Origin of the sequence: Polaribacter sp. ALD11 (assembly GCF_002831685.1) — a bacterium.
In the GTDB taxonomy this organism is placed as follows: Bacteria; Bacteroidota; Bacteroidia; order Flavobacteriales; family Flavobacteriaceae; genus Polaribacter.
In genome coordinates this window covers 1,620,355-1,643,018 of sequence record NZ_CP025119.1, presented here as the reverse complement: position 1 = coordinate 1,643,018, position 22,664 = coordinate 1,620,355, and the positions used below count along the sequence as shown (strand labels likewise).

22 protein-coding genes are annotated in these 22,664 nt (G+C 30.5%); 10 read left to right on the top strand and 12 right to left on the bottom strand.

Annotated features, from left to right (window positions below):
* Positions 1-99: 99 nt before the first annotated feature.
* The 10 genes from kynU to CW731_RS07285 all read left to right on the top strand — a co-directional run bounded on the left by kynU (position 100) and on the right by CW731_RS07285 (position 8,798).
* Entirely contained in the window at positions 100-1,359 is a 1,260-nt protein-coding gene (kynU, locus tag CW731_RS07330; protein ID WP_100946107.1) for a kynureninase, read from the top strand.
* 21 nt (positions 1,360-1,380) lie between these two features.
* Complete coding sequence (locus CW731_RS07325; RefSeq protein ID WP_100946106.1) at positions 1,381-2,790, top strand: NAD(P)/FAD-dependent oxidoreductase; 1,410 nt, start codon at positions 1,381-1,383, stop codon at positions 2,788-2,790.
* A 143-nt stretch (positions 2,791-2,933) separates the two neighbouring features.
* A complete protein-coding gene (locus CW731_RS07320; RefSeq protein ID WP_100946105.1) occupies positions 2,934-3,452 on the top strand; it encodes a DUF1697 domain-containing protein in 519 nt (172 codons plus the stop codon).
* Between the two features lies 1 nt (position 3,453).
* Complete coding sequence (locus CW731_RS07315) at positions 3,454-3,858, top strand: RidA family protein (protein WP_100946104.1); 405 nt, start codon at positions 3,454-3,456, stop codon at positions 3,856-3,858.
* A gap of 49 nt (positions 3,859-3,907) precedes the next feature.
* Entirely contained in the window at positions 3,908-5,350 is a 1,443-nt protein-coding gene (locus tag CW731_RS07310; protein ID WP_100946103.1) for an aldehyde dehydrogenase, read from the top strand.
* Positions 5,343-5,561 carry a DUF6500 family protein gene (locus CW731_RS07305; protein WP_100946102.1) on the top strand — a complete coding sequence of 73 codons (219 nt, stop codon included), beginning with the start codon at positions 5,343-5,345 and terminating at the stop codon, positions 5,559-5,561. The genes CW731_RS07310 and CW731_RS07305 overlap by 8 nt, the downstream gene beginning before the upstream one ends.
* A 77-nt stretch (positions 5,562-5,638) precedes the next feature.
* Entirely contained in the window at positions 5,639-6,415 is a 777-nt protein-coding gene (locus CW731_RS07300) for an SDR family oxidoreductase (protein ID WP_100946101.1), read from the top strand.
* Positions 6,416-6,560: 145 nt separating this feature from the next.
* Positions 6,561-7,091: a 3-hydroxyanthranilate 3,4-dioxygenase gene (locus CW731_RS07295; RefSeq protein ID WP_100946100.1), complete on the top strand. Its 531-nt coding sequence runs from the start codon at positions 6,561-6,563 to the stop codon at positions 7,089-7,091.
* 200 nt (positions 7,092-7,291) lie between these two features.
* The gene (locus CW731_RS07290; protein WP_100946099.1) at positions 7,292-8,383 is read left to right on the top strand and encodes an amidohydrolase family protein; all 1,092 of its coding nucleotides are present in this window, start codon (positions 7,292-7,294) and stop codon (positions 8,381-8,383) included.
* Positions 8,376-8,798, top strand: a complete 423-nt coding sequence (locus tag CW731_RS07285; protein WP_100946098.1) for a hypothetical protein — start codon at positions 8,376-8,378, stop codon at positions 8,796-8,798. The genes CW731_RS07290 and CW731_RS07285 overlap by 8 nt, the downstream gene beginning before the upstream one ends.
* Before the next feature lie 51 nt (positions 8,799-8,849).
* Here the strand turns inward: CW731_RS07285 and CW731_RS07280 are convergent, their stop codons facing one another.
* The 12 genes from CW731_RS07280 to CW731_RS15565 all read right to left on the bottom strand — a co-directional run bounded on the left by CW731_RS07280 (position 8,850) and on the right by CW731_RS15565 (position 22,105).
* Positions 8,850-9,473: a hypothetical protein gene (locus CW731_RS07280; protein ID WP_100946097.1), complete on the bottom strand. Its 624-nt coding sequence runs from the start codon at positions 9,471-9,473 to the stop codon at positions 8,850-8,852.
* Positions 9,474-9,495: 22 nt separating this feature from the next.
* Positions 9,496-9,915: a DUF2141 domain-containing protein gene (locus CW731_RS07275; protein ID WP_100946096.1), complete on the bottom strand. Its 420-nt coding sequence runs from the start codon at positions 9,913-9,915 to the stop codon at positions 9,496-9,498.
* Positions 9,916-10,087: 172 nt separating this feature from the next.
* Complete coding sequence (locus CW731_RS07270) at positions 10,088-12,244, bottom strand: TonB-dependent receptor (RefSeq protein WP_100946095.1); 2,157 nt, start codon at positions 12,242-12,244, stop codon at positions 10,088-10,090.
* A 102-nt stretch (positions 12,245-12,346) separates the two neighbouring features.
* On the bottom strand, positions 12,347-12,976 hold the full coding sequence (locus CW731_RS07265) for a GyrI-like domain-containing protein (protein ID WP_198519864.1): 630 nt from the start codon (positions 12,974-12,976) through the stop codon (positions 12,347-12,349).
* Positions 12,977-12,986: 10 nt separating this feature from the next.
* Positions 12,987-13,451: a GyrI-like domain-containing protein gene (locus CW731_RS07260; protein ID WP_157812204.1), complete on the bottom strand. Its 465-nt coding sequence runs from the start codon at positions 13,449-13,451 to the stop codon at positions 12,987-12,989.
* 188 nt (positions 13,452-13,639) lie between these two features.
* Positions 13,640-13,903, bottom strand: coding sequence for a helix-turn-helix domain-containing protein (locus CW731_RS07255; RefSeq protein ID WP_100946092.1), 264 nt, complete (start codon positions 13,901-13,903; stop codon positions 13,640-13,642).
* A gap of 351 nt (positions 13,904-14,254) precedes the next feature.
* Positions 14,255-14,563 carry a hypothetical protein gene (locus CW731_RS07245; protein ID WP_100946090.1) on the bottom strand — a complete coding sequence of 103 codons (309 nt, stop codon included), beginning with the start codon at positions 14,561-14,563 and terminating at the stop codon, positions 14,255-14,257.
* A gap of 2 nt (positions 14,564-14,565) precedes the next feature.
* The gene (locus CW731_RS07240) at positions 14,566-15,861 is read right to left on the bottom strand and encodes an NAD(P)/FAD-dependent oxidoreductase (protein ID WP_100946089.1); all 1,296 of its coding nucleotides are present in this window, start codon (positions 15,859-15,861) and stop codon (positions 14,566-14,568) included.
* Between the two features lie 66 nt (positions 15,862-15,927).
* Positions 15,928-16,452, bottom strand: coding sequence for a hypothetical protein (locus CW731_RS07235; protein WP_100946088.1), 525 nt, complete (start codon positions 16,450-16,452; stop codon positions 15,928-15,930).
* Positions 16,453-16,625: 173 nt separating this feature from the next.
* Positions 16,626-20,483: a T9SS type A sorting domain-containing protein gene (locus tag CW731_RS07230; protein ID WP_100946087.1), complete on the bottom strand. Its 3,858-nt coding sequence runs from the start codon at positions 20,481-20,483 to the stop codon at positions 16,626-16,628.
* 100 nt (positions 20,484-20,583) lie between these two features.
* Entirely contained in the window at positions 20,584-21,324 is a 741-nt protein-coding gene (locus CW731_RS07225; RefSeq protein ID WP_100946086.1) for a LytTR family DNA-binding domain-containing protein, read from the bottom strand.
* A 1-nt stretch (position 21,325) separates the two neighbouring features.
* Positions 21,326-22,105 (bottom strand): sensor histidine kinase, encoded by a 780-nt coding sequence (locus tag CW731_RS15565; RefSeq protein ID WP_157812203.1) that lies wholly within the window; start codon positions 22,103-22,105, stop codon positions 21,326-21,328.
* Positions 22,106-22,664 lie beyond the last annotated feature (559 nt).

The following is a 22,664-nucleotide window of genomic DNA, read 5'->3' as shown; positions in this document are numbered from 1 at the left end:
TTTCAATATTGATAAAAAATAAAGGTAGTAATTTATTCAATAAAATTTAATTCTAAATTTAGATTGTTTTATATTTGAAGACACTCATTTTTTTAATTGATGAAATATCAAAATAATTTAGCATTTGCGAAGCAGCAAGATAAAGAAGATACACTTTTTTATTTACGAAATCGATTTCATATTCCGAAGGATAAAAACGGAAATAATTGGTTATATTTTACAGGTAATTCATTGGGGTTACAACCAAAATCGACAAAAGAATACATTAATCAAGAATTAGAAGATTGGGCAAATTTAGGTGTCGAAGGTCATTTTGAAGCAAAGAATCCGTGGTTGAATTACCATGAATTATTAACCGATAAAATGGCGAAAATTGTTGGTGCAAAACCCGTTGAGGTTGTGGTAATGAATACACTTACTACAAATTTGCATTTGTTAATGGTCTCGTTTTACAGACCAACAAAACTAAAATATAAAATTGTTATAGAATCAGACGCGTTTCCATCAGATCGATATGCTGTGCAATCTCAATTGAAATTTCACGGTTTCTCTGAAGAAGATATTATCGAATGGAGACCAAGAAAAGGAGAAGATTTATTAAATATAGAAGATTTAGAAACAATTGTTTCTGAGCAAGGAGATGAAATAGCACTTTTATTAATTGGCGGCGTAAATTATTATACGGGTCAGTTTTTAGATTTTAAGAAAATTGCAGCAATCGGACATTCAAAAAACTGTATAGTCGGAATAGATTTAGCACACGGAGCAGGAAATATTCAACCTAATCTACATGATTCGGACGTGGATTTTGCAGCTTGGTGTACCTATAAATACTTAAACTCTGGACCAGGAAGTCTAGGCGGATTGTTCGTGCACGAGAAACATGCTAAAAATAAAGAATTACCGCGTTTTGCAGGTTGGTGGAATCATAACAAAGAAACCCGTTTTAATATGCGAATGCCTTTTGATGTAATGGAAGGGGCAGAAGGATGGCAGTTATCGAATCCGCCAATATTATCTATGGCAGCAATTAAAGCTTCTTTAGATTTATTTGATGAAGTTGGAATGGATGCTTTGAGAGAAAAATCAGAAAAACTAACAGGTTATTTCGAGTATTTAATAAATGAAATTGATTCTGATGATATTAAAATTATCACACCAAGCAATCCAAAAGAAAGAGGTTGTCAATTATCAATTCAAGTAAAAAATGCGGATAAAAGTTTGCACAAAAGACTGACAGAAAAGCATGTTATTACAGATTGGCGAGAACCAGATGTTATCCGTTGTGCACCAATACCAATGTACACTTCTTTTGAAGATGTGTATCAAATGGTCTCAATTTTAAAAGGATTGTTATAAGTTTAAGTTTTAGAAAATTAAATGAAAAAAAAAGATAAAATATTAATAATAGGAGCAGGACTTTGTGGTTCATTGTTAGCATTAAGACTTGCGCAAAGAGGTTACAAAGTAGAAGTTTACGAAAGCAGACCAGATTTAAGAACTACAGATATTTCTGCAGGAAGAAGTATTAATTTAGCCTTGTCAGACAGAGGTTTAAAAGCGTTGCGTCTATGCGGAATGGAAGAAAAAGCGAGAGAAATCTGTATTCCAATGTATGGTAGATTAATGCACGATGTTGCAGGAAATACCTTTTCTTCCAATTACTCAGGTAGAGAAAATGAATATATCAATTCCATTTCTAGAGGAGATTTGAATGCGATTTTATTAGATGAAGCAGAAAAACATGAGAATGTAAATATTCATTTTAATAAAAAGTGTAAAAATGTAGATATCGAAAACAAAATTGCTCATTTTAAAGATTACAAAACCAAAGAAGAATTTTCTGTGGATGCAACCGTAATTTTTGGAGCAGATGGCGCAGGTTCTTCTTTGAGAAAAAGCTATATTTCTGAACGTAAATTCTTGTTTAGTTACGCTCAAAATTATTTAAATCACGGATATAAAGAACTAGAAATTCCTGCAGATACAACAGGGAAACATCAAATAAGTAACGCGCATTTACATATTTGGCCTCGTGGCGATTTTATGCTTATTGCTTTGCCAAACATGGATGGAAGCTTCACCGTAACCTTATTTCTAAGTTATGACGAAGGTGAATTTAATTTTGAAAACTTAACTTCCGAAGAAAAAATCACAGCCTTTTTCCAAAAAGAATTTCCAGATGCCTTGGCGTTAATTCCAAATATAACAGCCGAGTTTATAAACAACCCAACAGGACCTTTAGGAACTGTAAAATGTTCGCCTTGGAGCTATCAAGATAAAACCTTGTTAATTGGCGATTCTTCACATGCAATTGTACCGTTTTACGGACAAGGAATGAATGCTTCGTTTGAAGATGTTTTTGTGTTAGATGAAATATTGAATCAAAACTTAGGAGATTGGGAATCCGTTTTTAAAACGTACCAAAAGGCTAGAAAACACGATACAGATGCCATTGCAGATTTAGCAATTGATAATTTTCATGAAATGAAAAATCATGTTGCAAATCCGCTTTTTAAAGAGAAAAGAAAGATAGAAATGGACTTAGAAAAAGCGTTTCCATCTGAATATTCTTCTAAATATTCTTTAGTAACATTCAATGAAAATATTGGTTACAATGAAGCTATGAAGAGAGGAAGAGCGCAAGATAAAGCCTTATTAAATTTAATTGCAGACGATACAATTCACACGCATTTAGATATGACCAAAAAAGAATTGAAAGTTATTTTAGAGAAAGTAATTGTAGAAACAAATACTATATTACAAGAAGATAAAATTGCAGGAATGTAATTTTTTTAGAAGCTAATTCCTGCTTTACGCACTCGCTTTTTTGTGAAAAACAAAAAGAGCTCAAACAAATGCTTCAATCAGGGCTAAACCAATTAATAAAAACTATTAATTTAGAAGTAAGAAATAGAAAGTTTACAAGCTAAATGAAGAAATACATTATCTTATTACGCGGAATAAATGTATCAGGAAAAAACAAACTTCCAATGGCAGATTTACGCGAATTATTAAAAGATTTAAAGTTTCAAAATGTACAAACTTATATACAAAGTGGAAACATTATTTTAGATTCAGATAAAAGTAAAGATGCTATTTGTAATCAAATAAAGGAAGGAATTAAGACTAAATTCGAATACGATGTACCTGTTTTAGTAAGAACAATTCCTGAATGGGAAAAAGTAATAAAAAATTATCCTTTTTCAAAAGAAAATGAAAAAATAGTTGCTTTTTCATTTCTTAATAAAGTATCAAACGAAACAATACTTGAAGTTAAAAATATAGGAGAAGATAAATATAAAATAGTAGATGATGTTGTGTATTTAAATTGTGCATCGGGTTTTGGTAAAACAAAATTAACAAATAGTACTATTGAGAAAAAACTGAATGTAATTGCAACCACAAGAAATTTAAGAACAACATTAAAACTGCTAGAATTAGCAAAATAGTATGTCAGAAAAAAAAGTAACACCAAGAGGCGCATATCCGCATGTAAAAGTTGTGGGCGATTTTATATTCGTATCAGGAACAAGTTCTAGAAGAGCAGATAATACCATTGCTGGAGTAGATATTATTGATGAAATGGGAACGAAATACTTGAATGCAGAAACGCAAACAAGAGAAGTTCTAAAAAATATCGATAAAAATTTACAAACTGTTGGGGCAAACATTAAAGACGTAGTAGATGTTTCTACATTCTTAGTAAACATGAATGACTTTGCAGGTTATAATAAAGCCTACGCAGAGTTTTTTGAGAAAGAAACGGGGCCTACAAGAACCACAGTTGCTGTGCATCAATTACCACACCCAGATTTGGTAGTAGAGATTAAGGTTATTGCGTATAAGAAGAAATAATTTAGACCTCACAGGTTTTAAAAATCGATGAGGTCTGTTAAGATATAAAATGAAAATAAAAAACTACATCAACGGAGAACTGGTTGCACCAGAGGCAGGAAAGTATTTAGACAATTACAATCCTGCGAATGGAGAAGTGTATAGTCAAATACCAAGTTCAACAAAAGAAGATGTAGAAAAAGCATACGAAGCTGCAGCAATTGCATTTCCAAAATGGTCCGAAACTACATTAGAAGAACGGAGTGAAATTTTATCTAAAATAGCCGATTTAATTTTAGAGAAGTTAGATTTCTTGGCTAAAGCAGAATCAAAAGATAATGGAAAACCAGTAAGTTTAGCAAAACAAGTTGACATTCCTAGAGCAGCAGCAAATTTTCAGTTTTTTGCAAATGCAATTGCGCAGTTTTCATCAGAAGCACATGAAAGCGTTGGGTTTAATGCGATGAATTTTACCTTACGCCAACCAATTGGAGTTGTCGGTTGTATTTCTCCTTGGAATTTGCCTTTGTATTTATTCACCTGGAAAATTGCACCAGCAATTGCTGCAGGAAATTGTGTTGTTGCTAAACCAAGTGAAATTACACCAATGACCGCTTTTTTATTAGGAGAAATATGTAATAAAGCTGGCCTACCAAAAGGAGTCTTAAATATTGTTCATGGCTTAGGAACTTCAACAGGACAAGCAATTGTAGCGCATAAAAATATTAAGGCAATATCATTTACTGGTGGTACAACAACGGGCGCTCACATTGCAAGAATTGCGGCGCCAATGTTTAAGAAACTGTCTTTGGAATTAGGCGGTAAGAATCCGAATATTATTTTTGCAGATTGCAATTATGAGAAAATGTTAACAACAACTGTCCGTTCTTCGTTTGCGAATCAAGGTCAGATTTGTTTGTGCGGAAGCAGAATTTTTGTGGAAGAAAAAATCTATGAGAAATTTAAGAAAGATTTTGTAGAAAAAGTATCTCAATTAAAAGTCGGAAATCCGTCTGAAGCAACTACAAATATCGGGGCATTGGTTTCAAAAGAACATTTAGAAAAAGTGAAAAGTTATATTGATATTGCCGAAGAAGAAGGAGGAAAGGTTCTTTTTGGAGGTAATAAAGTTGAGGTAGCAGGAAGTGAAAACGGCTATTATTTACAACCTACTATTATTGAAGTTTTTAATAATAAATGCAGATTAAATCAGGAAGAAATTTTTGGACCTGTTGTAACTATTATGTCTTTTAAAACAGATGAAGAAGTCTTAACTTTAGCAAATGATGTAAGATATGGATTGGCAGCAACATTATGGACGAACAATTTAAATAGAACGATGCAATTTTCGAAGCAATTACAGACAGGAATTGTTTGGGTAAATACATGGATGTTACGTGATTTAAGAACACCTTTTGGTGGACAAAAAGACTCTGGTGTTGGCAGAGAAGGAGGTTTTGAAGCTTTACGTTTTTTTACAGAACCTAAAAATATATGTATACAATATGAATAAAGATATCAAAGACAAAATTATTGAAGTTTGTGATGAAAAAATAGCAAAAAAAGGAACGAACGTGGGTTTGTCTTTTTATGCGTTTTTCAAGAATAAAAATGAGACTCCGATTTTACTAATGGAAATTGCAAAATGGTGGATTGAAACACACAAATTAGATCATTTTGAAAAAGCAGTAAAGATTAAACAAATGATTTTAGATAATAAATAAGACCAAGAGAAAAGAGTCAAGAATATAGAGATACAGTTCTTAATTCTTGCACATTATTTCTTACATCATATAAAAATATGGAATTAAACTTAAAAAATAAAAATGCACTTGTTTGCGGAAGCACACAAGGAATAGGAAAAGCGACTGCGATTTTATTAGCACAAGAAGGAGCAAACGTAACTTTAATTGCTAGAAATGAAGAAAAGTTAAAAGCAGTTTTGGCAGAATTACCAAATAATAATCAATTTCATGATTATTTAGTGGCAGATTTTTCGAAACCAAATGAGCTAAAAAATGTTTTAGAAAAGTCAGATTTACAGTTTCATATTTTGGTGAATAATACGGGAGGTCCAGCAGGTGGCCCAATATTTAACGCCAAAATTGAAGAATTTGAAAGTGCTTTTACACAACATTTAAAATGCAATCATATTTTGGTGCAAACGTTGGTTCCTTTTATGAAAGACCAAGGTTTTGGTAGAATTGTAAATGTAATTTCTACTTCAGTAAAACAACCGTTGGACGGTTTGGGAGTTTCAAATACCATTCGTGGTGCTGTTGCAAGTTGGTCTAAAACCTTAGCAAATGAGTTGGGTGGCTTTGGAATTACAGTAAACAATGTATTGCCCGGAGCAACAGGAACCGAAAGATTGAAAGAAATCATCAAAAATAAATCGGCTAAAACAGGTTTGTCTATTGAAGAGGTTTCAAAGAATATGAAAAATGCTTCACCAGCAAAACGATTTGCAAAACCAGAAGAAATTGCAGCGGCAATTGTGTTTTTAACAAGTGAAAAAGCAAGTTTTATAAACGGAATTAACGTTCCGGTTGATGGTGGAAGAACGAAAAGTTTGTAAGTTTAACGAATTTTGCGTTAGGGATTGAAGCGGCATCCTTTTTAGAGGTTTGAGTACTTTTTTCTTTTTTGAAAAATGTATCGAGAACAACTAAAAAGATATAGCGAAAAGCCCGACCTTTAGGGAACGCACAAAATATAATAATATGAGCAATTTAGTACAACCTTTAAATTTTAAAAAGTGGATTGATGAACATCGTCATTTATTAAAACCGCCAGTTGGAAACAAACAAGTTTGGGATAATGGCGAATTTATTGTGATGGTTGTTGGTGGTCCAAATAATAGGAAAGATTATCATTATAATGAAACTCCAGAATTTTTCTATCAAGTTGAGGGTGATATGATTTTGAAGATTATTGATGGAAAAGGAGAAATGATTGATGTAGCAATTAATGAAGGAGATATTTATTTATTGCCTGGGAAAGTGCCACATTCGCCACAAAGAAAAGAAAATACGGTTGGGTTGGTTATCGAATATCCGCGTTCTGAGGGAATGTTAGATGCGCTAGAATGGTATTGCGAAAACTGCGGAAATAAATTGTACAGCGAAGAATTTTTAGTCAAAAATATTGAAACAGACATGCAGAAAATATTTGACACCTTTTATTCAGATAAAGAAAAATGTACCTGCGATGCTTGTGGAACCGTGATGGGGAAACCAGATAAAGTTAAATAACTTGTCATTAAGAGGAAGAATGACCAAGGAATCTCTTTGTTGATAATCAAGGTTGCCATAGAAAGGTGAAAAAATAGTCGTAAGAAAGTATTAAAAAAATAAAAAGTTCATCATTTAGGATGAGGAACAATCCGAAAATTCGGAAGAAGTAGTCTTTTAACTAATTAGAGGTTGCTTCGTAAACTCGCAATGACAAAATAATGACAAAACGAAAACTACGCATAAACGGACATTCACATTTATTACCTTATCCAGAAGAAATTCCTCAATTTATGAAGGACAAAGAAATTTTCTGGGTAGATGATGAACGCAAACACATGTTGCAAAAAGGATGGAAACGTCCTGTTACAGACTCTAGTTTTTTCTTAGATGAGAAATTATTGTGGATGGAGAAAAATAAAATAGACCATGCTGTGGTTTTAAACCTTTCTCAATTGTATGGTAATGGTTTGCGTTTGGAAGAAATGAAAAAAGCACTGCGTTTTCAGAATGATTTTAATGCGAAAGTAGAACACAATCATCCAGATAAATTTACCTGTGGTTTTGTAGTACATCCTGGTTTTATTTATGGCGCTTTAGATGAGATGAAACGTTGTGTAGAAGAATTAGGCTTAAAAGTTTTGTGTCTACCAACTCATTTTATGGATTCTATTGGGCAATGGCGTTGTGTTTTTGATGAAGAAAATGATCGGATTTTCGAATTAGCGGACAAGTATAAATTGGCGATAGAAATTCACCCGTATGACGGCGATAAAATGATTAAATTAGAAAATACCAATTGGCGTTTTCATTTAATTTGGATGCTGGCACAATGTGGAGATGCGTATCATTTTTATACCTTAAACGGTATGCAAGAACGTTTTCCGAACATTAGAACTTGTTTTGCGCACGGAGGACAACTAGCACAAATGAATTTAGGAAGAAGAATTCAAGGTTTTGATGGCAGACCAGATCTATTTGAAGGGAAAACGCATCCAAGAAAAGCAGTTGGTCATAAGAATATCTTTTTTGATACCTTGGTACATGATACAGATTCGCTTAAATTAATGATTGATAAACAAGGTTCTAATCAGGTTATTATGGGCTTAGACGATCCGTATCCTTTAGGAGAAATGGAAAGTGATGCACAATCATCATATCCTGGAAAAATTTTAGATTTAGCAAAGGATAGAAACATTATAAACGAGCAACAATACCATCAGATATGGGAAGATAACACATTACGTTGGCTTTTTGGAGACGATGAAAAAGCAAAACAAGATTTGATTGCTAAAATAATAAAAAATGACTAAATGGTTGTTAAGAAAAGCTTCTGGCTCTCGATCTAAACATAAAGAAACTGGTGACTTTTCTACTAGAAGAAATGCTGATTTTAACGAAGGTTTTGACGATTTGCCAATGCGAGAGTCTATTCAGGGGAAAAATACGAAAAGAACATATTTAGATACTAGTTTGGTATATAGATGGTTGCAAACAAAGGTCAATCAAAATTTTGATGCTGTGTATTCTGAGTTTTTAACAAGGATTCAGCCAAAATACTTAGACGCATATAGAAACTGTATTTTTGAATATTTAGAGCCAAGTAAGACGGTTGTTTTTGAAGAAGAAATTATTTACGGAACACTACATGATGCAAGGGTAGTTTTGCCTTATGGAAAGAAAAAGCTATATGTAGACCCTACTTCTAATTTAATAAAAAAAGTATAAGATAATTTACAGTAGCAGTTAAAAATGAAAACTGTTACTGTAAATTGAAAACTATTTTTCACATCGTTTTAAAACTTGTTCAGCTCTTTCTATGATGAATTTTGGATAAAATTCTTCTTCAATTTTTTCTTCTTTCCCTAATTTAATTGCTCTTTTAATTTCGTTACAATATGGTTTTGTAGACTTGCCAAAGAATTTTGCAGTTCCCATATTCCATTCTGCATTTCCTAAAATTACTCTTGGGTTTTTTGGCGCAATTTGCAATGCTTGTGCATAGAGTTGATTGTTTTTTCCGGATAAAGTCATTCCATATTTTTGACCGTCAAAAGCAATATACCCCAAATTTAAAAGTGCTTGTGTAATTATAATTTCCGGATTATTTTCTGAATTCGACTTTGCAGTATCTAAAAACGTTTGTGCTTTTGTTAATTTAGCTTTTAGAACAGCTTCCTCTTTTAAGCCAAAACTACCTAAAATTTCTACCGTTGCAGCATAATAGGCAGGTTTCCATTTTGTTGGTGCTGCTTTTGATATTCTTTCAAATAACTGTGAAGCCGCTGTCATTTTACCTTCTTCCCAAAGAGAAAAAGCTTTTTTCATTCCTGTTTGATATTTTGTTTGCGCAGAAATTCCTGTCGCAATGAAAATTGCGATAATTAAAATTAATTTTTTCATGTTAAAAAGTTTAGGTTAGTTGTTATATTTTAATTTCAATTGTTTTGTTTTCTGATAATTGAAATTTGGCATCATCGTATTTTGGAGGTCCCATAAAACCTCTTGCATTGTTAGAGCAACCGTAATCTTCTTTCGGGATTCCAAAGAAATTAGTATCCATTTTTTTGTTATTATTTTCATCATGAATAAATGAAACTGCATATTCGCCTTTTGGTAAGTTTTTAAAAATAACTAAAGATTTTTTATTTTCAATTTTTACAATATCACCTTTAAATTGATTTTTTAAAAAGCGTTCTTTTTTATTGTAAATACCAATCATTAAAGTTCCTTTATCTGACTTTAAACCAGAAATGTTTACCGTTAAATCGAATGTTTTTTCTTGTGCGTTTGTAGTTAGAATTCCACTAAAAATGAAAGCGAATATTAAAAGTAATTTTTTCATGATTGTTATTTTATTAATAATTCAAATATCTGATGTTTCTGCTTATCTAAAACAAGAAACATACCGAATTGTTGTTTTTTGTTTCTGAATTGTTGTTTTAATGCCATTGCGAGGAAGAGAAAGGTTTTTTTTTGATATATGAACAGATTGCTTCGTTCTTCGCAATGACATTTTATAGATTATCTAACTGATTGGTTTTTTTATTATCACTAATTGTCCAGAAAAAACCTACAAAGAAGAACCTGTCTGCATTTGGTGTAATTGCTTGTCTATTGAAATTGCCATTAGGTTCTGCAGTGTTCTTATAATTGTAACCAAATACATTTTGTGTTGCTAAAACATTGTTTACAGAGAAATATAAGATTTTTTGCTGATCAATTAAATACGCCCAATTTATACTTAACGAGTTGTAATTTTTTGTTTTGTTGTTTAAGAATCCTGCTTCGTTAGGATTTGTGTAGTTTCTGCCGGAAGCAAAATTGTAGCTAAAACCAATTTGACTTTTCCAATCTGCTACCCAATGTTTTGCAACCACAGACAAGTTATGTTTAGATGCAAAACTAGGTCTTACCGCAATTGGGTAATTTTTGTACTCTCTTTTTGTGTCTAGATAAGAATAGGAAACCCAATAATCTGTATTTTTTATTTTGCCGTTTTGTCTCCAGAAAACATCGAAGCCTTTTGCATACCCGTTTCCGTTATTGTTAAAGTTACTTGTTATTATTGGTCGATTGTCATCATACGTTACCAAATCTTTGTACTCTTTTAAATAGGCTTCAATTCTAAAAATTTGACCTTGTTTTGTAGCTTGATAATTGGCAATTAAATGCGATGTGTTCTCTGCTTTAAAATTTTGACTGAATTTTAAATATTCATTTTTAGGGTTCTGGTAAAACTGACCATAAGCTAAAGAAAACTGCGAGTTTTTACCTGCTTTGTATGCTAAAGAAACTCTTGGTGAAATGGTGAATTCATTTAATAATTCTGAATGTTCTGCACGAATTCCGATTTTAGTTGCCAAATTCTTAGAGAAAAAAATATCCGTTTCTGCAAAGGAAGCAAAAATGTTATTGTTAAATCCGTATTCGAATTTATTACTATTATTTGCAGTATAATCTTCATTAAAATTGGTCATAAAATATTCTGAACCAAAACTAATTTTGAATCGACTGGAAAACTGTTTTTTAAGTTTCACTTTAAAATGCATTGAGTTTTCATTATCTGTAATTAAATCATCAATAATTTTAATATTAGAATGGTCGTTTGTAAAACTCATACCAGTTTCGAGTCTCCAATTATCACCAAATTTGTTCTTGTAGGAAGTGTTAAAATAAAGGTTTCTGTTTTTTAGTCCGAAACGAAATCCATCCACAAAATTAATATCGTCTTGTATTAATTCGAAATCTGTATAGCTAAAAGCACCATATAATTTTAATAAAGATTCATTCTTAAATTTATGTCTGTAAACCATTTCTCCGCTTAAAGATTGTACAGGTTTTTTCCAGGTATTTCTATCAGGAAAAGCTTCTTGATAAGGCGCTAAATTAATATAAGAAGTATTTACACTAAGTGAATTATTACCCCATATTTGTGTGTTTCCAACACCTAAACCTAATGTCATAAAAGACAAATCTGTTTTTTCTTCCAAAGGTTCATCAATAGTATTTAATTGTAGAACGCTCGATAATGCTTGTCCGTATTCTGCGGAATACCCACCCGTAGAAAAAGAGATTCCTTTAAATAAGAAAGGGGAAAAGCGTCCGCGAGTAGGAATGTTTTTTGCTGAGGCAGCATAAGGCGTAAAAACACGAATTCCGTCTATAAAAATTTGAGTTTCTTCTGCTTCGCCACCACGAACAAAAAGGCGTCCATCTTCATCTACTGTAGAGGTTCCGGGAAGTGTCTGCAAAGCACCCATAACATCGCCTAAAGCACTTGCGGTGGTAACAATGTCTAAAGGTTTTAAAACGGTAACTTTTGCTTTTTCACCAGCTTCAAAAGTTCCAGCATTTATAACCACGGCATCCAGAGAATTAACATCGTCTCTTAGTTTTATTTTTAAATTTTTGAAGAATGAAACATCCGTAGTTTTAATATAGGTTTCAAAGGAGATAAAAGAGATTACTAAAGTTTGTGTTCCTTTTTCTGATGTAGAAAAAGAAAATTCTCCTTTTTGGTTTGTTGAGGTTCCATCATAAGTTCCGTCTAAATAAACATTTGCTCCAAAAATAGGAGTGTTTTTTGAGTCTGTAACTTTACCAGAGATTGTTGTTTGTGCAATTAATGAAAATTGACAAATTGTTAGTAGAATAAATAATACGCGTTTCATCAGTAGTTGGTTTTTGATGATACAAAGATGTAGCGTTGTTTTATTATAAAATAAAAACAAATACCGAGTTGTAATTTTTAAATGATGAATTGTAAAAATGAATTATTTTAATTTAAATCGCAATACCGTTTTTAGTTTTTCTGTAGAGACTTTTCTAAAATCGGACAAGTATATTTCTCGATGAACTTTCGATTGTCTTTTTAAATTTGAATTTTCTGCAAACTCTTCCATTATTTTAAATGTTCTTGCTTCATCGTCATAAGAACCAACGTGTAGCATTTGTATGCAATTACCTTCTGTGATTTTCTCGAATTTTACTAGCGATAATAAAGGGTTTGGTTTCTTTAATTTCACCTGTTTAATTGTATCTAAAGCATGTTTTTTGGTAACAAAACTAGGTTGTCTTATCATTAATGTAAAAACCAAATCGTCTTTATTTAGTTTTGAAGCTTCTTTGTAAGTTTTTTTTGCTTCATCAGAAATATCCCAAATACCTTCTAAAGGGTATACAGTATAGTCATAATATTCTTCTAAAATAGGGTTTTTCTTTAATCCCATTTTAACGCCATAAGACAAAGAATATAGTACGCTAATATATTCTGAAAAATGTTTACTATTTGGGTTCCCCTTTCCGGAAATAGTAAAAAAATTATATTCAGAAATTTTTATTTGTTCAGGTTTTCCTTTAGGAATATAAACTTGTTTTTCCTTTTTTCTCCATTCGTGTTTCATGATTAATATTTTACAAAATAGGAATACATAGGTCTACAATAAACTTGTTTTCTGGGTGTTCTGCTGCATTGTTATAATAGATTTCAAAAGGATCAATTTTCGATTTTTTATAACCATTTTCAACCATCCAAACAAAATTAGCTTCCCAAGCTTGCTGAAATTCGTTGGGAGTAATTTCTAACCTAGAGACAATGCTTTTTGTAGATGCTATGGTTCGTAAATTTACTTCTCCATCAATTTTTATAGGATTGTTAAGAACAATACAAGCACTCATTCTTATATTATTTGGATCTGTAATTTTAGGGCTGTCATGATAAATAGTAAGCATTTTTGTTTTTGAATTCATCAAGCCTTTTGGAGCTGCCCATTTAACCAATTTGTTATAGATACTTCCGATAACTTCCATTTTTCCTTTATGAGAAATGTAGGCTGATTCTAATTTTTCAATTTGTTTTACTTCCGTATTTGTTTTCATTTTTAACCAGTTTAAAGCATTGTTTATGCTGCAAATATACTGCTCAAAAGTAATGGTGACTTTTCCATTCTTGCTTTCGGTTTTGCTAATCTTGCTATATTTTTCGAAACTTTCAGTTTTAAATTTGTTTGGTGATATTCCGTAGAACTTCTTAAAAGATTTAGAGAAAGAAGACAAACTACTAAAACCTACTTTTCTGCAATTTCTGTGCTATTTTTTTCTTTTTGATGTAATAAATAAGAGGCAGCTTTTTCAATTCTCTTTCTGTTAATGAAGTTGTGTACCGTTTCTCCAACAACAATTTTAAACAATCGATGAAAATGAAAAGGAGAAAAATGAGCTTTTTCGGCAATGATTTCTAAAGATAGTTTTTCAGATAAATTACCTTCAATAAATGTAATTGCCCTATTTAAACGAGCAATATTTTCTTTGGCAATTTTAGAAGGTTTCATTTGTCTATTTTTTGAAGTTGGTAAAATACCATTCCACCTGCAAAGTATAAAAGAATATCTATATAGTCCTTTGTATATCTTGCTAAATAATTAGGAAATATAAACTCAAAAAGGATGCTGTATAAAACACATAAATAAAGAATAATTGGAAGGCTAATTTTGTAACCTTTATCATTTTTAGACCATTTTAAAACCTGTAAACAGCTGAAAAGCACAATAGGAATGATTAAAAAATCGTTCACATAAAACCGAATAAATTGGGGCAATATAACGTTAAAATAAGAAGCTAAATAAACGAAGCTTCCTATTAAAAGTGAGAAAATAAAATATTTGAAGCCTATGTTTTTCATACTAACCAGCAGCTACCATGGCAATAAACCAAGCTAAACCAACACCAATTGCACTTACAATTGTAATGGCAGAATATAAAATCCAGCCAAATATTTTGTATAAAATATTAGAATGATTTTTTAATCTTTCAGCTAAATTCGGATTTTCTTTCTCAAAGATAGCTTCATCAACTTCTTTTTTCTTGACAGCAGCCACTTTTAATTCTCTTTTTTTCTGATGAGAAATAAGTGTGTTGCAATTCTCGCAATAGTCTTTGTTTGTATTAAAAACCCCACAATTAGGGCATTTTATAATTCTCTTGTTCGCCATAATTAGTCTTTAAAAGAATACCTATTTTTCTTTTTATAAGGTCGAATAATTAATCTAGTTTCTCTATCGAAACGAATGTAATTATACACCCAGTTTAGAAATACAATTGCTTTGTTTCTAAAACCAATTAAAGAAAAAAGATGTACAAACATCCATACAAACCAAGCAAAAACTCCTTGAAATTTCCATTTTGGTAAATCTACTACTGCTTTATTTCTACCAATAGTTGCCATAGCACCTTTGTCATTATAAACAAATGGTTTCAATTTTTTGTTGAATAATTTTGCTAAAATGTTTTTAGCTACTAATCTCCCCTGTTGAATTGCAGGTTGTGCCATCATTGGATGACCAAAGGGTGTTTTTTCTGATGCCATACAAGCAATATCACCCACTGCATAGATATTTGGATGCTTTAATACCTGACTGAATTCATTTACTTTTATTCTTGCAGCTCTTTCAATGACGCATTCTGTATTTAGACCATCAATCATTTCACCTTTTACACCAGCTGCCCAAATAACAGTTTCAGCCTTAAAATTATCTGCGCCGTTTGTGGTTACTGTTTTTCCATCATAATCTAAAACACGCAAATTCTTCCAAACATTAACACCTAATTTTATTAGAAAATCTTCTGCTTTTTCAGAAGCTTTTGCACTCATTCCTTTTAAAATGCATTCAGAATTTTGTATGAGGTTAATCTGCATTTGACGAATATCTAAATCTGGATAATCTTTAGGTAAAATTCCTTTTTTCATTTCAGCCAAAGCACCAGCTAATTCTACGCCTGTTGGTCCACCACCAACAATTACAAAATTCATTAACGCATTTCTTTCTTCAATATTTGATGTTAATAAAGCTTCTTCAAAGTTCTCTAAAATTAAACTTCTAATGTTTAAAGATTGCGGAATAGACTTCATTTCCATCGTATATTTTTTGATGTTGGTGTTACCAAAAAAGTTGGTTGTAGAACCAGTAGCTATAATTAATTCATCATAATCTAAGTTACCAATAGTAGTTTCTATAGTATTGTTTTCTGGGTTTATTTTCTCGACTTCAGCTAATCTAAAATAGAAATTATCTACATCATTAAAACGTTTTCTTAAAGGAAAAGCAATAGAGTCTGGTTCTAAACCACCAGTTGCTACTTGATATAATAAAGGCTGAAATGTGTGGTAATTATGTTTGTCTATTAAAACAACTTGTAATTCTTGTTTTTCTAATCCTTTTGCAGCAGCTAAACCTGCAAAACCACCACCAATTATAACAACTCTTGGAAAACTAGTTTGAGGAATGTTCATGTAGATTATTGACTTTAGGATTCTTAGAATTTATGAGGTACAAATTTACGGAAAAGTGATGATTTCTTATTTGAAACTTATCTTTATTTCTTGAAGTGTTTTAGATGAACTAATAAATTCAGAAATAACTTTAAAACGGATTTCTTTTGCTTCTAGGTCGAAATGCTTTGTCCATTTATCATCTTTAAATAAATGTGTTATTTGTTTTACTTTCTGTTGTGCTTCATTTAAAGTAAAAAGTAAGTTATTTGTTCCTGTTTTTTTAGGATGAATATCTGCTGTTTTTTCTTCAAAATTTACAGTTATAAAAAATATTTTTTCATTTGAATTGATAGGGTAGAAGTTTGCCCATTTTGCAAAACCAATAACTATTTGTTGATTTTTATAATCTTCGTTTGCAATGATTTTCCATCTGCAATTAGCAACGCGTCCCCAATGATTCGATTTTCTATACACACCTTCATCAGTATAAAAATACATACTTTCAGATTTACTTTTATAGTTTGTGTCTTCAGGAAAATCAAAATTTTCTATTTGTTTGAATTCACAAAATGTATGTTTAAAGAAATTGGTTTTGTTGTAGGTTTTCAAAATTGTTATTACTTTTTGCAAAGATAATTAAAACGTTTTTGCGAAAGAGGAACTAGAGAAGCAATCTGTTTAAATATAATACAGAATATTTCATTTCTTGCAGTGACGAACTAAAAAAACGCAATCAAATTAATGATTGCGTTTTAAATAATACTTTCTCTCTTTTTTTGAACCTATTTTTTTATAATTTTTCTCATTCCTATTTGGTTTGTTTCTGTAGTTATTTTAACAAAGTAAATTCCAGAATTTAAGTTGCTAATATTTAACTCTTTACTTAAAGAACTCTTTACTTTTTGTCCTCTTAAATTGTAAACTTCAATCGACCTAATGTTTTCATCAATTTTAATATTTACAATCCCGTTTGTAGGATTTGGTTGTATTAAAAAATCAACTCTATTCTCATCAGAAATACTTGCTGTTGCATTACAGTTTGTACTATAATTAGCGGTAATATCTTTGTTCCATATTGGTGAAGCCGGAGTAAAACCAGCGTCTATTTGAATACAAGTTAAATCTGGGTTTCCATCTGTACCCATATAAGTGAAATTTGAATTATTACCATTGGCTACATTTAAATTGATTAATTTACTATTTCTAATAAATAAATAAGTTAAAACAGGGTTTTGAGATACATCTAAACTAGTAATTAATGTTTTATAAAGTCGAAGAGTTATTAATGATGAATTATAAGTAACATCAAGAGCAGTAAGCTCATTATCATTACAAACTAATTCTTTTAAGCTTGTATTTGTAGAAAGATCTAAACTTGTTATCTTATTTATTTGAGCATCTAACTTTATTAGTTTTGTTAAACCAGTAGTATTTAAAGATACTATTTGATTTATTCTACAGTTTACTTCAGTTAAATTAGGGGTGTTAGATAAATCTAGCGCAGTTAATTTATTATTAAAACAAACTAACTTAGTTAACGTTGCGGTTTGTGGTAATATTAATGTTGTTAAACTTGCTGCTTGTTGCGAGCAATCGATTTCTACTAAAGCGGTGTTATTAGATAAATCTATAGAAGTTAATTTGTTTCTGTCTACTGTAAATTTGGTCATTTTTGTAAATGCCTCTATTCCTGTTAAATCTGTAATATTCCTGTAAGTTATAGTTAAAGCTCCACTAAAAGCATTTGCTTCTGTACATTGTATTTGGCCATCATTATTTAAATCAATATTTGTGGCATTATTTAATAGTGCATTTTTAAAATTAGTATCAGGTGTATTTAAAATACAGATTATACTAAAGTTAGCTGCTATATTTTTAACGGCATCCATAGTTACATTAATAGAATTTGTGTAACCACTTACATCTCCAGACCAACCATCAAATTGATATCCAGCATTTGGAGTTGCTGTTAAGGTGACCACAGTGTTATGAATATAAGTACCATTTATTGGAAATGGGTTACTTGTTACTACTCCGTTTGTAGATGTAACAGTTAATATATGTTTTAGTTGACTAAAATTTGCTGTAACTATTTTATCTTCATCTAAAGTAACATTAATTGGGTTTGTAGTTCCTGTAGCATTTCCAGACCAACCATCAAATTGATATCCAGTGTTTGGTATTGCTGTTAAGGCTACAACACTTCCATCATTATAAGCTCCGTTTATAGGGTTTGGATTTGAATTACTAGTTACGGATCCATTTATAGAATTTATTTTTAATATTTTTGACGTAGAAACAGGAGAACCATATTCATAAGCACCTATATCTATTGTTGTGTTAAATATTCTATCGTTTCTTAAAATGTCTGTATTTCCGAAAAAATAAATGTTATTTCCTGCATTTATTGCAGGTGATGTTGCTTGTAATGAAAAATCTGTTGGACTTACAAATAATGGATCTGCTGTAGCTGTTGCAACTTTACTACTTATACTATCATCATTAAAATTATAGGAATCAATAGAATTATTAACAACTAACGAATTTAAAGGATTTTTGTATAAATCTGTAATAGATCTTGTTTTTGCGCCACCAACTGTAGTATTATCCCAAAAAATACAGTTATTAACAGTTGCATTAAATGTACTACTAATTCCTGGTTGTTTACTAATAGCTACTGTAGCTCTACTAAAATTGTTTAATGATTGGTCTGTACCTAAATCTAAATTGTTTACATACGTATTATTTGTTAATTTTAGTGAAACGTTAGACGTATTGTCAATAACTCTAATCCAAGATGCGCTTCCTCCTAGTCCTTTTACTGTTGAACTTAAATCTCCTGCTAAATTACCATCAAACAAAGAGTTTGCCACAGTGATATCAACATTTGTATTGGCTCTTACAAAACTATAAATACCACTTGCCCAACGTGACATATTGTTAATAAATTGAGAGTTTTCAATAATTAAAGTTCCTCTATCTCCTGAGGTGTTATTTAATTCGAATTCTGCTATTAAACCTGCATTGTCATTTCTAGAAACATTGTTTTTAATGATACAGTTTTTTATACTTAATTTCGTTACCGTTTTTTCTTTAACTATTGCACCACCTCTTTCTGTACCACTTAAATTATTATGAGCATCACTAATAATTAAACCATCTAATAATAAATTATTTCCTGTTGCAGTTACGTTAATAATATGATGGCTATTATCTGCATTTCTAGTAGTATTTGCGTAATTATTAGCATAATCGGTAACATTAACATCATTTGCTTGTAAATCACCAGATAAAATAGTTTTGTTTGCTATAAAATCTCTTTGATTACGTGTTGTTTCTGTACCTATAAAACCACCATAAATTCTTAAATCTTTTTTATTTATTGTGTAGTAAACAGTTCTATTAGAAGTATGAGGTTTGTAAGTACCAGCTGCCATCCAAATCTCTTCACCTGCAAGTGTATTTGTAATTGCATTGTCTAAATTTGTATATGCATTTGCCCAGTTACTACCATTGTTATTGCCTGTAGCATCAGATTTTACAAAAGTAGGTAATCCTAAGTTTTTAAATACAACTGGGTAAGACCATGTAGAAAAGCTACCTGTTCCACAATTTTTTCTAATATATACATTGTAAGTTTCTGCTACTGTACTAGAAATAGAAATCGTAGATCCACCAGAAACACCTGTAGTAATAGTTGCATTTGAAAAAGGCTCGGAGGCTTTATGGTATGCAATATCTACAGTTTGTGTACCAGAAATTTTTACATCCATATTTGTACCTGTAATGTTAGTCGCAGACAAGTAAGTGTTACTTATTTCTTTACAAAAATTATTGTAGTCTCCAATACTATTAATTTCTGCATCTGTAAGTAATCTTTTATAAACAAGTACGTCATCAATAACATCTTCATATCTGCCATTATTTGGAGCTGCACCGTTTCTTAAATTTCCAAGTACAAAAAGATTTCCATTTGCATGCCCGTTGGTTACTTTAAGTTGTCTATTTTGGAATGTTCTTGGGCGGTTATTTTTTGTGTTGTTACTATCTATAGTTCCGTCTACGTAAATTTTTATAACATTGTTTATACCTTTACTAGTGCCAACATTATCTGATCTATTATAAATAGAGACAACTAAGTGATGCCAGTTACCATCGCTTATAATTGCATTAGAAAGAATACTATGTTTTACTACTGATGTTGCACCATTATAATACGTAAATTGATAACCAGCTTCTACTCTAATTTTGCCTTCTTCTAGTCTTATCGAAAGTCCTCCCCAACCAACTGCAGTAGTACTTGCTCTTGCACTTTTCTCTAAAATAATCTTTGTATCGTTAGAGTTTGTAGTTGTTTTTACCCAAAAACTAAGGCTAGTATCTGTTGTAGTATTCGGAAACGAGAAGTTACTACTTAAGGAGCTTCCGTTAAGCTGTAATGCACTTGTTGGAGCATTTCCAAAACGATCATTAACTTCTGTAAAAGGAGTGCCTGTATGCGTTAAATTATTTCCGTTTACCCCGTCTGTAACTAAACTTCCATTATCAAACCCATATTGAACTAGAATATCGGAGGTAGGAAACTGAGCATTCATAAAGCTACTAATTAATAGCGATAGCATAAGTATTTTTTTCTTCATAACATTTATTTTTGATTAATGTGAAGTAAAAAAAAGCTATTTGCTTGTAAAGAATATTAAATAAGTTCCGAGTGATTTGTTTTAGTTTCCGAATGTATTTTTAAGTGAAGAAAATAGCTTCAAATTTTTCTTTGTAACTTTTACTAATAGGTATTTCAAATTCATTTTTTAATTGAATTTTTTTATCTTTTTTAGAATACATTTCTATAGCAGAGGTATTTACAATCCATGATCTATGTGTTCTTAAAAAATCTTGTTCTTTACAAAGTAGGTCTTCGTAATAACTTAGTTTTTTTGCAGCAACATATTTTTTACCATTAATTGTATGAATTATAGTGTACATCCTGTCTGCTTCTATACATAGAATATCTCTAAGGTTTACAATTACATAATCGCTTTTATAAGGAATTGCGATTTTTTGTATTTTTTCTCTGTTATCATTTAAGAGGTCTAACTTGTTATTTTTTTTTCCACTAATTAATAATTTAGATACTTTTTCTACCGCTTTTTGAAGCCTATTTATATCTATAGGTTTTAAAAGGTAATCTATAGCAGAAACTTCAAAAGCCTTAATAGCATATTTATCATAAGCTGTTACAAATATTATTTGAAAATTAATATTGGTAAAAGCATCTAACAGTTGAAAGCCATTTTTTTGTGGCATTTCTATATCTAGAAAAATAAGTTGAGGTTTGTGTTTATTTATTTGAATGATAGCATCGTCTACATTTTTTGCTTCAGAAACTATTGTAATATTTTTACAAAATTCGGTTAATAAATAGCGTAAATTTTCGCACGCATTTACTTCATCATCAATAATAATTGCATTTATTACATTCATATTATTTTGTAAAAGGAATTTTTAAAATAACTCTAGTGCCTTCTATGACATCTTCATATGTATAATCTATCTCAATATTGTAGAGCTCTTTTAATAGAACTAATCTTTTGTTAATGTTGTCATTTAAGGAATTTGTAACTACTTTACTTTGATGAATGTTTTTAATATTTTTCAAAGCTTCAAAACCAATACCATTGTCTTCAATAATACATTTTAAAAAATCTTCTTGAAAAAAATCGATGCTAATTTTTTTACTTCCTTCTTTTTTATGAAGTAGACTATATCTTAAAGAATTTTCTATAAAAGGCTGTATAACCATAGAGGGAATTTCTATGTTCTCTATTTTTTCTGTTCCAATTATTTGGTAGGTAAACAATGCTCCGAAACGTAATTTCTCTAATTCTAAATATTTTTTTAACATAGATAGTTCTTTTTTAAAAGAGACAAAGCTTTTCTCGCTAGTGTTAAGGTTATCTCTCATTAGAGAAGAAAATTTAGTAAGGTAGTTATAAGCCTCTTGTTTATTGTCTTTTAAAATCAAATTTTGAATTGAGTTAATAGCATTAAATAAAAAATGAGGATTCATTTGAGCTTTTAATGCTTTTAATTGGAAATTCGATAATTCAATTTTTTTAGCTTCTTCTAATTCTAAATAAGCCTGTTGCAATTCTTTTTTGTTTTTTAATAATTCTTTTTCATTTTTTCTATTTATACTATCAGAGTAATTTAGAATAATAAAAGCACCTGAAAAAGCACAAAATACTAATATAGGTAAAATCATTCCTTCAGGATAGTGTTTAAAATACAAGTTAGGAACAAAATACAAGATAAAACAAAGTATTAGAATACTTATATTTATCCATTTCTCTTCAATTAAAATAAGTGCCACTAAGGGATAAATAAAATAAAAATTTTCAATAAGGTTTAATGGTGTTGTATAATTAGAAAAAACATAGGTTATTACTATTATAGCAGATAGAAACAGTACTCTTGCAATAATGTAATATCTTTTCTTTTGAAAATAAAAAATAAAAAATATTATAACATAAGAAATTCCATGTAATACTAAACTGCTTTTTAATTCTCTTTTAAAAAATAGGTCGAAGAGAGTAATTGTCGGTATCATAAGACACCATGTAAAACAAAAAAAGTTTAAGAGTTTTATTCTTTTATTTTCTTTTACTGAATTGATTTTATTTAGACCAATATTAAATATACTATCGAAATTTATTTTCATTTATATAAGTGTAAACACCCTTGTGTATAATATACTGAAAAAGCGACTTTAGTTAAAGTTACTTTTTTAGTCTTAAATTTTAAGAATAGAATTTCCGAACTAT